This is a genomic window from Biomaibacter sp. TOL, assembly GCF_059717795.1.
On sequence record NZ_AP046092.1, the window covers coordinates 2055624 to 2070890 of the forward strand.

Consider the following 15267-nt stretch of genomic DNA (forward strand, 5'->3'; position numbering starts at 1 on the left):
AAATAACAATGTTATCTCAAAATCATATGGATGGTGCAAAAAGATGATAGCATACAGATTGGGAGATTCCCTATACCTCAACATTACGAACAGGTGCACGAACAGGTGCAGTTTCTGCATAAGGCAAAACGGACCGGGAGTGGGGGGATATAACCTCTGGCTGGAAAAAGAACCTGCTTCCAGAGAAATCATTGAGGCCATCGGAGATCCTACCGGCTATAAAGAGGTGGTTTTTTGCGGCTATGGCGAGCCCCTCATGCGGCTTCAGACGGTGCTGGATGTGGCGGCTCACCTGAAGAAGAATTATCCCGATGTGCACATTCGCATTAACACCAACGGCCAGGCAAACCTCATATACGGTGAAGATGTGACTCCCCATTTCAGGGGGCTAATAGATACGATCTCCATAAGCCTGAACGCTGAGAATGCCGAAAAGTACCAGGAGTTGTGCCACTCGGACTACGGTGAGGAGGCGTATTATTCCATACTGGAATTTGCCCGAAAATGCAAAAGCCATGTTCCGCGGGTGGTTTTATCGGTGGTGGACCTTCCCTCCATCGATGTGGAAAAATGCCGCAGGCTGGCCGAAGAACTTGGCGTGGAGTTCAGAGTAAGGCATTATATCAAGGGGTAATGATGGATATTAAATCAATAATGAAAAAATACGGCATAAAAGCTGACAAACGCCTGGGACAGCATTTTTTGACAGATGAAAGGCCGATCGCCGCCATGCTGGAGGCCGCGGAACTATCCCCTGAGGATTGCGTGCTGGAGATAGGGCCGGGCCTCGGGGTGCTCACGGAGAAGCTGTGCCGGAGGGCAAAAAAAGTGGCCGCTGTAGAAAAGGACAGGGACCTGATCCCTATTTTGAAAAGCATGACCGGCGTTTTCGAAAATATTTGTATAATTGAAGAAGATGTGCTAAAATTAGACTTGGAGCTACTAAAGAATCAATATTTTAAGTCGGATTTCAAGGTGGTGGCAAACCTTCCGTATTATATAACAAGCCCGATCATAATGAAGATAGTGAACAACCGCCGTCTTGTAAGGCTGGCGGTGGTCATGGTGCAAAAAGAAGTAGCCCGGCGGCTGCAAGCCCTTCCCGGGGGAAAGGACTACGGCATTTTATCCATTGCGGTGCAGCTTCATGCCGATGTGGACATTGTATACGAAGTGAGCAGGGAAGCATTTTTGCCGCCGCCCAAAGTGGATTCGGCAGTCGTGAAGATCCTTTTGAAACATGAGCCCCGGGTGAAAGTTGAAGACGAGGCTGTGTTTTTCAAAGTGGTGGAGGCAGCTTTCGGCCAGCGACGAAAGACCATAAGAAATTCTCTTAAAGGCAGACTTACACTTTGCGGCATATCGCCTGAAAAAATAGACGGCGCGCTGGGACAGGCCGGAATCGATCCCGCCCGCCGCGGCGAAACACTGTCTATTGAAGAATTCGCGAGGCTCACAGAAGCACTTTGCCGTCTAGCGTAAGCCTTGGAGGTAGAAGGGGAAACTATACATAACAATTTTTTCATTTATTAAGGATGGGATTGCCATGCATTTCGTAAGCCCCACAAAAGGGAGACTCCCCCTTTCCGAAGTAGTCAGGGATATGATAGCTTTTATGGAAGAGGAGCCTTCTGCCTCATATAAGTTAATAATAGGTACCGACTCCCAGGCACGGGACCATGTATGCTTTGTCACCGCAATTATAGTGCACAGGGTGGGCAAGGGAGCGCGCTACTATTACAGACGCAAGTTCATGTCCGCTGTCAGGAACCTTCGCCACAAGATTTTCACAGAAACTTCCATGTCCCTGGAAGCTGTGACCCTGCTCAAGGAGGAACTCGATAAGACCCGGTATAAGGATATGGATGTGGAGGTCCATGTGGACATCGGCCAGAACGGAGAGACAAAAGAGCTTATCCGGGAAGTGGTGGGATGGGTCATGGGCAGCGGTTATAAGATTAAAATAAAGCCCTATGCATGCGGCGCCACCAAAGTGGCGGACAAATACACCAAGTAGGATGTCAGATGTCGGAAATCGGATTAAGCAGGAATTTGCGATTCGCAAATTCCATATGGAATCTTGAACACCGAAGAGGTCTGAGATCAGATTAAGTAGGATTTGCCCCAAAGGCAAATCCATTATGATATAAATAAAAAAGCCGGATTATCTCCGGCTTTAATTTTTCTCAAGAAATTTTTCGAGAATGTCGAAGCGTCTGTCTGGGTTGTATCCTTGGAATTCCCTGTAGAGGTAAATCCGGGTCCTGGGCTTATCATTGAAGTAATTCAAGGCCTCCAGGGAATCGCCGATGATGGTGTCGGCGATCTTGACGGCATGGTAAAAGCCTCTCGATTTCGACCCCATCTTGTTCTGAGGTAGACTTGTGGCCGTCTCAACATTGAAGGCGTTCTTTACTGCAAAAGCCAGAATTACGGGCGGAACTGCGAAGTCCTTGAAATCGGCTTTCTGCAACAGCCTGCGGGATACCGCATGCGGACCGTGGGATGGAGTCGCCAACCCCACTTTATGATATATTCCAAGGTTCACATTCAGCAGTTTGCGAAATATCAGAAGCTGGTGAGCAAGTTCATTACCGTAAAAACTCTCCGGGTAACAGTCGGACATGGCTAAATCTACCCCGCCGTCCGTTACTGCCGATATGAGTTCGTTGATATGGTTCAGAATATTTCCTATCATGTCTCCGTCCACGAAAACCACGGAACGGGCCCCTTCTTTAAAAGCCCTGTAAGCACCTATGGCCCGGGGGATATCTATGCCGAGTTCTGGTTTAAAGTAGATTATTTCCACATTGGGCATCTTTAATGATTTTATTTCTCTCATTGTATTGTCTCTAGAGCCGTTGACTACCGCGATTATTCTGTCGATTCTTGTTTCACCCAGCATTGTAAGCACTTTTCCGATTCTTCCTTGTTCGTTCTTTGCGGGAACCACGGCCATATTCATTTTCTCCACCTCATTCTGTTGCTCACATCCCCCCCGATACTTTCATATTATGTAATAAAGCCGGATGCTGTGAAAAATTTGAAAAGGGGGGATAAACTTGGCGGAGATCAAGATAGGCGACGTGGTGACCCGGCTGTCTTACGACAGAGATATCTTCTTCAAGGTGGTGGAGATTCATCCGGATGGGAAATATGCGGCATTGAAAGGCCTGAACGTAAGGGTCCTGGCGGATGCTCCCATAGAAGACCTGGTCCTGCCGTCTTCTGCCGAGATCAGGGATTACAAGAGGGAATATATAAAAAAGAGCAACGAGTCCATGGAGCGCATTTTTTATAGAAGAGAACTGGAAAAGCAGAAACGTTTTTCCCGGGCCGAGGTCAGCGACGGTAACGGTTTTTTTGATGTTCCGGGGACGGTCCTTCATTTAGACGGTGACGAGGAATACCTGGAGCTTTGTATGACCACTTACAAACAACTCGGGATTGTAGCCCATGGTGTGTGCATTCCGGAAAAGGAACAGTATAAAAGGCTGCATCAGCTTTTGATGGAATACAACCCCGACATTCTGGTTATCACCGGACACGACGGCCTGGTCAGGAACAACAGGAATTTCAACGATATAGAGAGTTACAGGAATTCCAAATATTTCATAGAATCTGTAAAAGTTGCAAGAAGATTTGAACCGTCCCTGGATGACCTTGTGATATTCGCAGGTGCGTGCCAATCCCATTATGAAGGTATCCTGCGCGCGGGGGCCAACTTTGCGAGTTCCCCTCACCGCGTGTTCATACATGCTCTTGATCCGGTATTTATCATAGAGAAAGTGGCTTACACTCCAATCAATAAAATCATTTCCGCCAAAGATGTCATTGACGCTACAATAACGGGAATCAAGGGTATAGGAGGGGTTGAGACCCGCGGAAAGTTCCGGGAGGGTCTGCCCCGTTCCCCATATGAATAAAAAATCGGGTGGTGGTCTTCATGACACAGGAATCCGAGTTAATAAGCATAAAACTTTATAATTCCGAAAAACAGGAAGCCCGCATACTGGACTTGGAAGAATATGTGGTGGGCGCCGTGGCGGCTAGCATGCCCCCGGAATTCCCCAGGGAAGCTCTCAAGGCCCAGGCCATCTGTTGCCGCACATTGGCGGCAAAGCGCATGCGCATATTCGGGGGCAGCGGATGCAGGAGGCAGCAGGATTTTGACGTGTGCGGCGATCCCAATCACTGCCAGGGCTTTTTGGACGAGGAAGAACGGCAGAAGCTCTGGCAGAGCCGCTATGAAGAGTATACCCAGAAAATACGGCAGGCAGTGGATGAGACCCGGGAAATGGTGCTTCTGTATAATGATAATCCAATAGAAGCCGTATATCACCCTGTCTGTGGCGGATATACGGAAGATTCCGAAAATGTTTGGGGAAACAGGGTAAGCTACCTCCGCCGGGTGGAGTGCATATACTGCAAGGATTCCCCATACTGGAAGACCACCAGGACTTTCTCGGTAAGGGAACTCAAAAGGAAGCTGGGCATCAACTTCGACGACAATCAGGTGGATAAAAAGGAAATTCCCGGGCTGATCCACAGGATAAGCAGCACTGCGGCAGGCCGGATAAAAAGCATGAAGATCGGCGATATGCTCTTCGACGGCGATGAAGTCATAAACCTGTTGAACCTGCCGTCCACTCGTTTTGCATGGAAAGTCTCAAGCGTCTCTTTCCAGGTCATGGGCATGGGACACGGCCTGGGCCTGTGCCAGTATGGTGCCAGGGGCATGGCGCTTCTGGGGTTTCCGGTGGACGAAATACTCAAATTTTACTTTACCGGCGTTGAAATCAGAGCCCTAGAGAAACCCACATCGTCGAAGCCTTTAAAAGGCAAAATCATAGTCCTGGATCCGGGCCGCGGCGGCGACAGCGGCAGCGCCGGCCCCATGGGACTTTCCGAAGGATATGTAAATCTTGAGATAGCCAGGACTCTTGCAGACAACCTGGAAAACGAGGGGGCCGCCGTATATCTTACTAGAGATAAGAACGAGTTCAAAAGCCTAGCGGAAAGAGTTAAGTTTTCCAATAATATCAAACCCGATCTCACTATCAGCATCCATCAGAATATTTTTAACGATGAAAAGATTGGGGGAACCGAAACTTTCTACTATCCGGGAGATGCGGAAGGTAGAAGACTTGCGGAACACATACAAAGGAATCTGGTTTCCGCGCTGATGCTCCGTGATTTAGGAGCCAAAGAAGCGGACCTGTATGTCCTGAGAGAAACCAACAATCCTTCGGTTCTGGTAAATGTGGCGTTTTTAAGCAATCCCGAAGAAGAAAGGCTGCTTTCGGAACCCGAGTTCAGGCAGAAGGCTGCCGCAGCAATAATCGAAGGCGTAGTGTCATATTACCAGGAATGATGGTTAAAAAACAGAGCCTTACGGTCGGGAGGCCCCTATTTAATCGATACAGATGATTGACAAAAAACATTTGGTTTGCTAAAATTATATAATATTTGACAAAAAGCCTCGTTAGTGTTATAATATACTTCGTATTTTGTATTTTTGTGAGGTGAGGTTATGGCTTCGGCAGATGCACTGGGCAGGATCAGAAAGAGCGTGGAATCCTATGTGGGCAAGAAGGTAAAACTCAAAGCGAACCGTGGCCGTAAAAAGACCTTCGAAAAGGAAGGCATACTGGAAAAGGTGTATCCGAATATTTTTGTGGTCAAGGTGACAGAGTCACCGGATTTTGTGAGGCGCATTTCATACAGTTATTCGGATATATTGACCGAAACAGTGGAGCTCACCGTATGTTCCAAAGGAGAACAAAAAATTAAATTCGGCTCCGTATAGTCCTGAAAGGGCTATTTTTTTTGCCTGTTGTTACACAATTTTTCCCCTTCTCAAATATATATATAGTAATGGCTAATATGGAGAGGGGGAAACTAAGTGGAAAGAATCGCAAGACTGCTGAGGCAGCATGAAAAAAAACTTCTGAGCCTTGACAATGTGGTGGGTGTCGGGATGGGATACAAGATTGTGCGGGGGAAGACTACAAACAAGCCGGCCGTAATGGTGCTCGTAAAAAAGAAATATCCCGAGGAACAGTTGAAGTCAAAGCATGTTGTGCCGAAGGCTTTGAATGAAGTGCCCACCGATGTGATTGAAGTCGGCGAAATCCGCCTGCTTTCATCCCGGACCGAAAAGGCGAGGCCCGCCCGGCCCGGTATGAGCATCGGCCATTTCAAAGTTACGGCGGGCACTTTCGGGGCTGTGGTAAAGGATGAGAAAACCGGGGAACCTCTGATTCTTTCCAACAATCATGTGCTGGCCAACGCCACCGACGGCAGGGACGGTAAATCCGCCGTAGGAGACCCCATTTTGCAGCCGGGAACATACGACGGGGGAAGCATGTCCGATGTAATAGCAAATCTGGAGCGGTTTGTGCCCATTTCAAAAAGCGGTAGCGAAGACCGCTGCCCTATAGCAAGAGGCATTGAGAGAGCCGCCAATATGGTGTTAAAAGTGGTGAAACCCAATTACCGTCTCCACCTGGTGAAAACCGGCCATTCCCGTAATCTCATTGACGCTGCGGTCGCAAAACCCGTAAAGACCGAATACATTTCGCAGGATATATTCGACCTGGGTAGGATAAAGGGTACAGTCGAACCCCGTATAGGTATGACGGTAAAAAAGAGCGGGCGCACCAGCGGCATAACCGAAAGCAGCGTAAAAGCCCTGGATGTGATGCTCAAAGTCATGCTGGGCCCTTCGGAGGAAGCAGCCTTTTACGAACAGATACTCACAGGCCCCATGGCTCAACCCGGAGACAGCGGGTCCATTGTGGTGGATGAAAACATGAACGCCGTAGGGCTCCTGTTTGCAGGCTCCGATCAGGCCACCATCATCAACCCCATAGCAAATGTGATGAAATTGTTAAAAATCACTTTTTAATTGAAAGGATAATTTTGATTTTGATTCTACACCAAAATCAATTTTTAATAAACTAGAAATATAAACTGTTATCAAGGTATTGAAAGATATAAGTTGTTTATAAGGATAAATTAACCATGAAAGTGTTATTTTAAATTATATGGCAGAAATTTGTGCAATAAGGCAGGGATTATCCTTAAAAAAGGACCTGCCTTTTATATCAAGGCATTTCCTCCGAATACCCCTTTGTCGAATTTTGTCGATATTGTTATAATTATACTAACATTCCAGGCTGCAACCACCAGTTTAAAAACAGGGAGGTAATGACCATGCGTTTTTTCCGTAAAGAGTTTGTCGCAATTTTGCTGGCGTTTGCCCTGACCGTACCCGGCATCGCCGGCGCCGCCACCAGTTACAATATCACGTTCACCATCGACGGCAAGACCCAGACAATTCAGGTTCCCATTGACAGCGGAGGAAATCTCGGTTCAACAAAAACCTACAGATATGTTTTCGTTTATAAAGACGGCAAGTGGGTTCTAACTTCCCGGGAAGGCCTGATAACCGCCCAGAAGCCGACTTCCGCCGCTCAGCCTTCAAAGTCGGCTCTTTCTTCCGATGAAAAATCTGTCGGAACTGCACAACAGACTTCCATCAAGGGGCTTACGGCTGATGAACAGAAGATGCTGGATCTGTTAAATGAGGAAAGGAAAAAAGCCGGCGTTGAACCATTGAAAATCGACATGAGATTGGTAGAAATTTCACGAAAAAAGAGCCAGGATATGATAGATAAAAATTATTTCGGCCACACATCGCCTACATACGGCACTCCTTTTGATGCCTTAAAATCCAACGGCATAAGCTACAGATATGCGGGGGAGAACCTGGCGGGCGCATCCACCGTGGAAGAAGCCCACAAAGCTTTGATGGCAAGCCCGGGGCACAGAGCAAACATATTAAATCCGAATTATAATTATGTGGGTATCGGTATCGTCGATGGAGGACCTTACGGCAAAATGTTCACCCAGACATTCATAGGAACAAAATAGTCTTCTTTAATAACATAGTTTGTGAATTTCCTGTTGATAACCTGTTAATAATGTGGATAAGTCAGGAGGCGACAAGCCTCTTTTTTTATTGTCTACTGAACTTCCCGGGCAAACCCCTCATATTATAATATTAAGATTCACACATGATGAAAAGGAGGGGTATCGTGAATATCCTGGGTTTTATTGTTGTTATAGGAATAGCCCTGGTAATCTTCTATCTTTTTTTAAGGAAACTTTTTAATGAAGACCGGTTAATATTCCCGGATGAAAAGCCGCACCCTGGAAAAAAACATCAAGACACGGATGATAAAATACCTTCGGAAGAACCGCCACAGGTTCCCGAGGAAAAGCAGCCTGAACCTGCTGAAAAATATGCGGAATCCGGAGAAAAAACCGGTGAGCCTTATGACGCTTCGAAAGACGCCCAAGAAAAAACGGAACAGCCGCCCGCGCATGCCGAAGAAATAAAAATGTAACATATTTGGCAAGCTTCACATATATTATATAAGAGTAAGGATGCATTTTTTTGGAGAAAGGAGGATGTAAATGGGCGTACAACTCACAAAAGAAATGGTAAGGGTCGATCAGGTGATTGGGGAAGACAAGACTCAGACCATAGTGGAAGGGACTATTACATTGCCGAATGGAAAACCGGATATACAGCAGGTCATTTCTGCGCATGCGACTCTGGACACCGAGAGCCTTGAAACCGACATCATAGAAAACAAGGTTATAGTAGAAGGAAAATTAGATGTAAATGTTATGTACGTGGGGGCAGTGCCGGAAGGCACACAACCAGTCCACTTTGTTGAAAGCAGCGTGGACTTCAGCTTTTTTGTAAAGATCCCCGGAGCCAGGAAAGACATGGACGTGAGAGTGAAGGCCAAAATTGAACATGACCATCATGACCAACACGATCATCATGATCATCACGATCGTTTTGTCATGGTCAGTTTTGATCCCAACAGGCCGAGAGAGCTGAAAGTAAGGATTATAGTGGAATTTTTCGTGAAGGTCACCAAAAGGGAGAAACTTGAAATAGTGGTTGACGCCACCGGCCCCGAGGACCTGCAGGTATTGAAGAAATCACTGAGCATCGACGATGTAGTGGGAGAAGGCAGAGAACAGGCCATTGTAAAAAGCGATGTGTCGGTGCCCGAGGGAAAGCCTGATATCCTTGATATCGTCAGAGTAGAAGGAAAAGTCCAGGACACTGATACAAAAGTTATTCATGACAAGGTCATTATCGAAGGTACATTGGATGTAAGCGTGCTGTATGTGGCTTCCGTTCCGGAAGGCGAACCGCAGCAGCCTGTACATTTCATGGAGGCCTCAGTACCCTTTACCCAGTTTGTGGAAGTTCCCGGTGCCAGGGAAGACATGTCTAAATATGTAAAGGTAAGAGTGGAGCACATCAAAGGCCGCCGGAAGGATGCAAGGACCGTTACGGTAGAAGCCATTTTAAGGATGAGGGCGAAGGTTTTCGAGACAAAAATACTCAATGTAGTGGTAGATGTATTCAGCCCTTCTGAAAAACTGGAAATTGAAAAAACTTTGATAAAGGTTGACCAGGTCATCGGAGAAGCTGAAAATGAAATCGTAGTCAAGGAAACATTGAGCGTACCCCCTGAGAAACCCCCCATCGAACAGATATTCAAGACCAGGGCTAAAGATGAAGTTACAGAGTATGATATTATAGATGACAAGATAATTGTGGAAGGCAGCCTTACCCTGGAGACCCTTTACGTGGCAGATGTGACGGGTACTCCCGGAGCTCCGCTGCAGCCGCTGCACTTCATGGAACATGAAATCCCCTTCACCACTTTCGTGGAGATACCCGGAGCCAGAGAAGACATGACTGTGGACTTCGATATTGATGTGGAGCATGTTACTTCCAAAGCAGACCCGAATGACAACAGAAAATTTGAAGTCAGAATTGTAATTGGTTTGACTGCCAAGGTTACCAAGATGATACAGCTTGAAGTGGTGGAAAACGTCATAGAGCCTGAGGAAGAGGAAGAAGAGGAGAAAGAAGAGGAGAAAAAGGAAAAGGAAAAGAAAGAGGAAGAAAAGCCCTCCATGACCATCTATATCGTTCAAAGGGGCGACACCCTTTGGAACATAGCCAAGAGATACAATGTTACTGTAGACTCTATCGTGAAGGCAAACAACATAGCAAACCCTGACAGCATCATGCCCGGCCAGCAGTTGGTAATACCCCGCCGCATGATGTAAACCGGCTGAAAACAATTAAATCCCGCTTAAGGCGGGATTTTTATTTTGGTCAATCCAATTTATATTTTTATAATATCGACCACTACATCCACGGGTCTTATGCCTTCACCCACTACATCCAGCATGAGAGTCCTCTTCGTGACAATAAGGCCTGAGTCGTAGACTTCTATCACCACATACATTTCCACTATTTCGCCAGAGGGTATCTTGACACGTACCAGCAGTTTTTCGGTGGTGATGCCGGGGCCCTCTACATCGGTCACCACATATACCGTTTCTTCCCTTAAAACCATAGCAAATGCCCTGATAGTAATCAATTGCCTTATTTGGTTGCCTCCCGGAAGTATGTCAGTATCAATGTGTTCCACCATTGCCGAGGCCTCTACTGTGTCTGAGGGATTGACACCCGGCAGGGGGACCAGGACTGAAAATCTATCGTTAAATTCCACATGATAGACCACATCGTCATTCCCCACATAGGATATAAAACATCTAATATCACCGTCAACAATCACAGCATCGTCAAGGGGTGTGCCGCTTACATTTTCGATGACACAGTGGGTCTCGCTTAAGGCTACAGCCGGAGGGGACACATCTACTGTATGATTTACCTGAGTTTGCCGGGTCCCTGACAATTCTTCAGATATTACAATAGGGGTTTTTGTGACTACGAGTTTACCGGGAATTACAATGGGCTCCTTATCGGTGACCATGATCTGTTCGGTATTTGATCCTATTATTTGAGGCAGATGCAACATAATGCCCGTGCCAGTGACTGCATGTAGATTTTGAATTTCCAGCACTGTCAACCGGAAGCGGATTATATTTTTTACATATAGTTCTCCTGTGGGTAAAAATTCAAAGTGGGTGTATTCGATATATGGCTCTATATTGATTATATGCCCCGGTAGAGCTCCGGGATAATCTGTAAAGGCGGTGAAAGCAACATCTTCAGCCTGATGATGACTGATGTTATCGGTGCCCACATAGTATATTTGCCTGTGCAATATTCCCTGTATGATGACCTTATCTCGTATAATCAGCGTATGGAGGCCGGTAATGCCGGCTTGTATTTCTCTTACCTTTAAAGCGGAGTTTTGCAGGGATATGCTGGATTCTACCAGGTGCTGAAAATCTTTTGGCTGCCCTATCACCACATTTACTCTGTATAAAGGGCCCGCAGCAGCCACGGCTATGCCGGTGATCGTTTCGGAAACTACGGTGACACTCATCAATATCACCGATTTGAGTTGAAGTTCTTGAAGTGCAGTCAATGTAGCTTCACTTGCCATCACCAGGGGCTCCACATAAGCCTTTGCTCCCGGGAGGGCCCCAGGAACTTCCACAAAGCTGCTGAAGGGAATATCCACTGTCTGGTAGTGGGAGATGTCATCCTCGCCTACATAAAACACCTGATTATGCAGAACTGCCTGAATTATCACCTTGTTTTCCATCACCTCGGTGCCCTGTATCACAGGTTCAGTCCGCACTTCGGCCACCTTTACGGCGGCATTTTCCAGGGTGGCGGTTCCCTCTACCAGCACCTGCTGGGCCACCGAGCCTACCACAGCTTCTGCCAGAATGGGCCCATAGGGTCCTGAAACGACATCGATATTAACAATGTCTTCAACATTGACACCTATTTTTACCACGAACTTTACAATGACGCTGTCGCCTTTAGGGGAAAGCCCGGCAGTCGTTTCCTCTATGTCTGCAGTGACACTAGCCTGCATGCCGGGTCTTGCACCGGGTATTTCCACCAAATCTGCAAAAGGTATATTATCCGACATGTGGCAGGTTTTGTCATCGGTGGCGACAAAATACAGCTGTTTGTGGACCATACCCTGAACAATAACCTTGTCATTTAATACAATATGGTCAAGATTTATTATTTTTCCGGTGACCTTTTTAATTTTTCGAGCAAGAATAGGAATTTGTCTTATGAGAATCGTTTTTGATTCGTACATTTTATTCCCCCCTTTTACCCCTGTTAATTTATATTATTCAGATGTACCGAAAATGGCGCTGGGAATTATAATATAATATTCCGATATTCTATAAGTTGAAGGCTCATATTTACCAGCACCTGCTCAAAAATGCTGCTGCCCGAGCTGTTATAAAAAATTTCAACTTCCACATCAGCTCTAACTTCCATACCTTTCTGGGCTCCGGGGACGGGCATGGCGCCGGAAAAGACATCGGAAAATCCCTGCACCGTTACCCTGCCATCTACAACATAAACCACATCCTGGGAAATTTCTAAATCAAATATCACAAAGTTTTCTATGACATTAAAATTAACCTGTCTCACATTGAGCTTTATATCTCTTATTCTTATAGGAAAAGCCGGCAGCGGCTTTACCGTTGAAAAGAGAAAGGATTGATCCTTTTTTGCAATAACTACGGGCAAAATTACCTCCAGGGGGCCAGGGGAGACGGCAGGAACCCTTATGAAGTTGTTTGTACATTTTGCCACACAGGTAAACACTTTCATCACAACCTAATCAAAAACTTCTGATATGACCTTCTTCCATTTTTGCTTCCAGCGGTCGACACTGAAGGCTTCAGCGGTGAGTTTTGCATTTTGTGAAAGCCTGTTTCTTTCTTTTTCGTCATTTATCAGGTATTCAATAGCATCTATAAGGTTATTAGGAGTGGGTTTTATGAGAAGGCCGTTAAATCCGTCTATTATGAGGTCGGTAAGTCCTCCTACAGGAGTGGTTATAACAGCACATCCGGCGGCCATGGCCTCCAGGCATGAAAGGGAAGTGCCTTCGGTGCCCTTTGTGGGGATCAAAGCGATGTCCATGTGCCGGAAGATTTCGGGCATCATGTGGGGTGGCTGCCAGTAGTAAAATATGCCGTCTTTTTCCGAGGCCCACTTCAAAGCCTCACCTTCCAGCTGGTCCGAATGCCCTCTCCCTACAAAATGAAATTCCACCATTCCGGGGTATTTTTTGGTGAGCACATTGGCCGCCCTGGCTGCTTCATTTACACCCCTTACCGCCGTAAGCCGCCGGGGGAATATTATTCTAACCTTGCCGGGATGGTCGACTCTATGCGAAAAACTATCGATATCCACAAAGTTGGGGATATATTCTAATTTGTGCGAAAGCCCAGGCCAGGCGGCGTTTATCCAATTTATGGTATTGGTATCCACCGAAACCACCTTTTGGGGACCAGCCAAGGCTATGTGGAGCCTGCGGAGCCATTCCTTCCGTTCAGCTTCAGTAGGCAGTTGATGGTCAAATCCGGGATAATCCCAGAACACACCATGGGAAATGGATATGCTCTTTTCCAGCACCTGGGGATATGCCAGGAAGGTAACAAAATATATGGCATAATCCACATCCATAGCTTGTTCATAAAAATGCTGGTTAAAATTGGGGAAGGTCATAAACTCACTCCTGGTTTCAGGTATGGTATTTATTACAACTCCAGGCAAGATTTCCTTTTTCCAGCCGCTTCCTATCTGCCACCAGCTTACTTCATACCCCATTTCCAGCAAAAGTCTTGTAAGTTCCAGGCCGTACCGCTCGGTACCCCCGTATATCATCCTCGTGTCGTCAGGGCTGAAAAAGTTAGTGGTTAAAATTCCAACTTTTTTTCCCATTTTTTACTCTCTCCCGATAACGTATTATCCTATTTTAAAAGCAAAGGCATCATTATTCTTTTAAGAAGTAAAGCCTTCGGGATTCCTTCCATTCCTCCAGGTCAGCGGACTTTGGGGATATCATGATACTCTGGGTGTGAGGGCGTATGTTGCCGAAGAGTTTCAAATCCTTCTGGCGGTAAAACAGAAACTTGCTGTAATGCTCCTTTTCATTGGCCCAGCCGTAATGCTTCAATCTTATATCCGAATAATACGGCGCAAACCCTTCGCAGGGGCTTGGAAACCGGCCGCCGTGGATTTCTCTCCTGGGCCAGAAATAATTTATACCGGGTTTATAGCGAACCATGAAAGGACAGAACTTGGTCCAGGGGTCCCAACCTCCATCCTTCCTATAATGGGTTTGTGACGCCCAGAAATCAAACACCCTGAAATATATGGCATCATAGTAATCCTGATCTATCAAAAATCTCACTTCATCGATGATCCTGTCTTCCATAATCTCATCGGCATCGATGGCCGCAATCCATCCGGGATTTTCCCTAATCGTCAGGTCCCACAGCCTTGACCGGAGAGCCGATTCATCTTCGGCAAAAAGGGGTCGCTCATTTTTATAAACAACAGCCTTTTCAAAACTTCGAGCAAGCTTTACGGTATCATCTTCCGAGCAGTCATCCAGGACCACTATTTTATCCACCCACTGTGACAGGTGTTCCAGCACTCTCTTAAGATACCGCATGGACTCGTTTCTTACGGGCATCATGGCTACTATGGTATTGTTGCTCTCTTCTATCATGGTATATCTCCTTTTTAATACTCCGGGCCTTGGGCCCGAGGATTTAGAATTAAGGATTTTTTATAACAGAGAGCAATAGCCGGGAAAACCGGAGAGCCAGGCCGCCGGGTTTTCCCGCTATTGCCTTTCTTTTCTTTAGGATGTTGCTACAAACACGAAGTCCAGGGTCATATCTATATTTCCAACTACATTGCCGACGGTACTGGGCAAGTAGAAAGTAAAGGTCACATCCTCATTGCCGGTGGTCAATGCCAGGGCCTGTCCGGGGCTGTCGGGCCTGTCGATAAGTCCGCTGAGCTTGCCGGTATATATGCTGCCGCCGGGGCTTGCGGAAACGCTTACATTTAGATTGTCTGCCAGCAGAGCCGCATGGCTTGTTGTAGTTCCGGGGGATGCCTTCCAATCAGCGCTGACAAAATAGTATTCATCCACATCGCCCGTATTGGAGACATTTATCACCGCCGTGGCACTGTCGCCGGGCATCATTGCCGTGACGGAGAGCACGCCGCTGGCGGGAGAAACTGCAATAGCCACATTAGCGGTTTGCAGGGTGCTTCCGGTGGAACTGGCCGTATAGGTTAAAGCCATATCTCTATCACCTCCGGTTAAATAATATTCATGGCGAATTAATTTTGTTACTTTTGACCTATCAAATAAGTTTTTTTAAGCACCTTTGAGACTGGCCCTT

General features: G+C 46.6%; 16 protein-coding genes. 10 read left to right on the forward strand and 6 right to left on the reverse strand.

Translation table 11 applies throughout. The annotated features are described in order from the left end of the window. Positions 1 to 43: 43 nt before the first annotated feature. The 3 genes from AC6I1H_RS10310 to AC6I1H_RS10320 all read left to right on the forward strand — a co-directional run bounded on the left by AC6I1H_RS10310 (position 44) and on the right by AC6I1H_RS10320 (position 2017). The gene (locus AC6I1H_RS10310) at positions 44 to 634 is read left to right on the forward strand and encodes a TatD family nuclease-associated radical SAM protein (RefSeq protein ID WP_497737509.1); all 591 of its coding nucleotides are present in this window, start codon (positions 44 to 46) and stop codon (positions 632 to 634) included. Then, the gene (gene rsmA / locus AC6I1H_RS10315; RefSeq protein ID WP_497737510.1) at positions 634 to 1482 is read left to right on the forward strand and encodes a 16S rRNA (adenine(1518)-N(6)/adenine(1519)-N(6))-dimethyltransferase RsmA; all 849 of its coding nucleotides are present in this window, start codon (positions 634 to 636) and stop codon (positions 1480 to 1482) included. Before AC6I1H_RS10310 ends, rsmA begins: the two co-directional genes overlap by 1 nt. A gap of 64 nt (positions 1483 to 1546) precedes the next feature. Beyond that, complete coding sequence (locus tag AC6I1H_RS10320; RefSeq protein WP_497737511.1) at positions 1547 to 2017, forward strand: ribonuclease H-like YkuK family protein; 471 nt, start codon at positions 1547 to 1549, stop codon at positions 2015 to 2017. Positions 2018 to 2176: 159 nt separating this feature from the next. On the opposite strand, the gene AC6I1H_RS10325 is transcribed toward AC6I1H_RS10320, so the two are convergent. After that, the gene (locus AC6I1H_RS10325; protein WP_497737512.1) at positions 2177 to 2965 is read right to left on the reverse strand and encodes a glycosyltransferase family 2 protein; all 789 of its coding nucleotides are present in this window, start codon (positions 2963 to 2965) and stop codon (positions 2177 to 2179) included. A 97-nt stretch (positions 2966 to 3062) separates the two neighbouring features. Between AC6I1H_RS10325 and yabG the strand changes: the two genes are divergently transcribed. The 7 genes from yabG to AC6I1H_RS10360 all read left to right on the forward strand — a co-directional run bounded on the left by yabG (position 3063) and on the right by AC6I1H_RS10360 (position 10173). Continuing rightward, positions 3063 to 3926: a sporulation peptidase YabG gene (gene yabG / locus AC6I1H_RS10330; RefSeq protein WP_497737513.1), complete on the forward strand. Its 864-nt coding sequence runs from the start codon at positions 3063 to 3065 to the stop codon at positions 3924 to 3926. 20 nt (positions 3927 to 3946) lie between these two features. After that, positions 3947 to 5374 (forward strand): stage II sporulation protein D, encoded by a 1428-nt coding sequence (gene spoIID, locus AC6I1H_RS10335; protein WP_497737514.1) that lies wholly within the window; start codon positions 3947 to 3949, stop codon positions 5372 to 5374. A gap of 159 nt (positions 5375 to 5533) precedes the next feature. Continuing rightward, positions 5534 to 5809: a Veg family protein gene (locus AC6I1H_RS10340; RefSeq protein ID WP_497737515.1), complete on the forward strand. Its 276-nt coding sequence runs from the start codon at positions 5534 to 5536 to the stop codon at positions 5807 to 5809. Between the two features lie 96 nt (positions 5810 to 5905). Beyond that, a complete protein-coding gene (locus AC6I1H_RS10345) occupies positions 5906 to 6910 on the forward strand; it encodes a chymotrypsin family serine protease (protein WP_497737516.1) in 1005 nt (334 codons plus the stop codon). 308 nt (positions 6911 to 7218) lie between these two features. Continuing rightward, a complete protein-coding gene (locus tag AC6I1H_RS10350) occupies positions 7219 to 7938 on the forward strand; it encodes a CAP domain-containing protein (RefSeq protein WP_497737517.1) in 720 nt (239 codons plus the stop codon). 164 nt (positions 7939 to 8102) lie between these two features. Continuing rightward, entirely contained in the window at positions 8103 to 8414 is a 312-nt protein-coding gene (locus AC6I1H_RS10355; RefSeq protein ID WP_497737518.1) for a hypothetical protein, read from the forward strand. A 70-nt stretch (positions 8415 to 8484) separates the two neighbouring features. After that, on the forward strand, positions 8485 to 10173 hold the full coding sequence (locus AC6I1H_RS10360; RefSeq protein ID WP_497737519.1) for a DUF3794 and LysM peptidoglycan-binding domain-containing protein: 1689 nt from the start codon (positions 8485 to 8487) through the stop codon (positions 10171 to 10173). 59 nt (positions 10174 to 10232) lie between these two features. Here AC6I1H_RS10360 and AC6I1H_RS10365 read toward each other — a convergent pair whose 3' ends face one another. The 5 genes from AC6I1H_RS10365 to AC6I1H_RS10385 form a co-directional block, all read right to left on the reverse strand. After that, positions 10233 to 12140 carry a DUF3794 domain-containing protein gene (locus AC6I1H_RS10365; protein WP_497737520.1) on the reverse strand — a complete coding sequence of 636 codons (1908 nt, stop codon included), beginning with the start codon at positions 12138 to 12140 and terminating at the stop codon, positions 10233 to 10235. A gap of 65 nt (positions 12141 to 12205) precedes the next feature. Beyond that, positions 12206 to 12583 (reverse strand): DUF3794 domain-containing protein, encoded by a 378-nt coding sequence (locus AC6I1H_RS10370; RefSeq protein WP_497737521.1) that lies wholly within the window; start codon positions 12581 to 12583, stop codon positions 12206 to 12208. A 90-nt stretch (positions 12584 to 12673) separates the two neighbouring features. Continuing rightward, positions 12674 to 13786, reverse strand: coding sequence for a glycosyltransferase family 4 protein (locus tag AC6I1H_RS10375; protein WP_497737522.1), 1113 nt, complete (start codon positions 13784 to 13786; stop codon positions 12674 to 12676). A gap of 52 nt (positions 13787 to 13838) precedes the next feature. After that, positions 13839 to 14579 carry a glycosyltransferase gene (locus AC6I1H_RS10380; protein WP_497737523.1) on the reverse strand — a complete coding sequence of 247 codons (741 nt, stop codon included), beginning with the start codon at positions 14577 to 14579 and terminating at the stop codon, positions 13839 to 13841. Between the two features lie 135 nt (positions 14580 to 14714). Beyond that, on the reverse strand, positions 14715 to 15167 hold the full coding sequence (locus AC6I1H_RS10385; RefSeq protein WP_497737524.1) for a hypothetical protein: 453 nt from the start codon (positions 15165 to 15167) through the stop codon (positions 14715 to 14717). Between the last annotated feature and the right edge of the window lie 100 nt (positions 15168 to 15267).

Excerpts from the sequence above, each read along its gene's own strand:
- AC6I1H_RS10310 (WP_497737509.1), top strand. The coding sequence starts at position 44 with ATGATAGCATACAGATTGGGAGATTCCCTATACCTCAACATTACGAAC.
- rsmA (WP_497737510.1), top strand. The coding sequence starts at position 634 with ATGATGGATATTAAATCAATAATGAAAAAATACGGCATAAAAGCTGAC.
- AC6I1H_RS10320 (WP_497737511.1), top strand. The coding sequence starts at position 1,547 with ATGCATTTCGTAAGCCCCACAAAAGGGAGACTCCCCCTTTCCGAAGTA.
- AC6I1H_RS10325 (WP_497737512.1), bottom strand. The coding sequence starts at position 2,965 with ATGAATATGGCCGTGGTTCCCGCAAAGAACGAACAAGGAAGAATCGGA.
- spoIID (WP_497737514.1), top strand. The coding sequence starts at position 3,947 with ATGACACAGGAATCCGAGTTAATAAGCATAAAACTTTATAATTCCGAA.
- AC6I1H_RS10340 (WP_497737515.1), top strand. The coding sequence starts at position 5,534 with ATGGCTTCGGCAGATGCACTGGGCAGGATCAGAAAGAGCGTGGAATCC.
- AC6I1H_RS10350 (WP_497737517.1), top strand. The coding sequence starts at position 7,219 with ATGCGTTTTTTCCGTAAAGAGTTTGTCGCAATTTTGCTGGCGTTTGCC.
- AC6I1H_RS10360 (WP_497737519.1), top strand. The coding sequence starts at position 8,485 with ATGGGCGTACAACTCACAAAAGAAATGGTAAGGGTCGATCAGGTGATT.
- AC6I1H_RS10365 (WP_497737520.1), bottom strand. The coding sequence starts at position 12,140 with ATGTACGAATCAAAAACGATTCTCATAAGACAAATTCCTATTCTTGCT.
- AC6I1H_RS10375 (WP_497737522.1), bottom strand. The coding sequence starts at position 13,786 with ATGGGAAAAAAAGTTGGAATTTTAACCACTAACTTTTTCAGCCCTGAC.
- AC6I1H_RS10380 (WP_497737523.1), bottom strand. The coding sequence starts at position 14,579 with ATGATAGAAGAGAGCAACAATACCATAGTAGCCATGATGCCCGTAAGA.
- AC6I1H_RS10385 (WP_497737524.1), bottom strand. The coding sequence starts at position 15,167 with ATGGCTTTAACCTATACGGCCAGTTCCACCGGAAGCACCCTGCAAACC.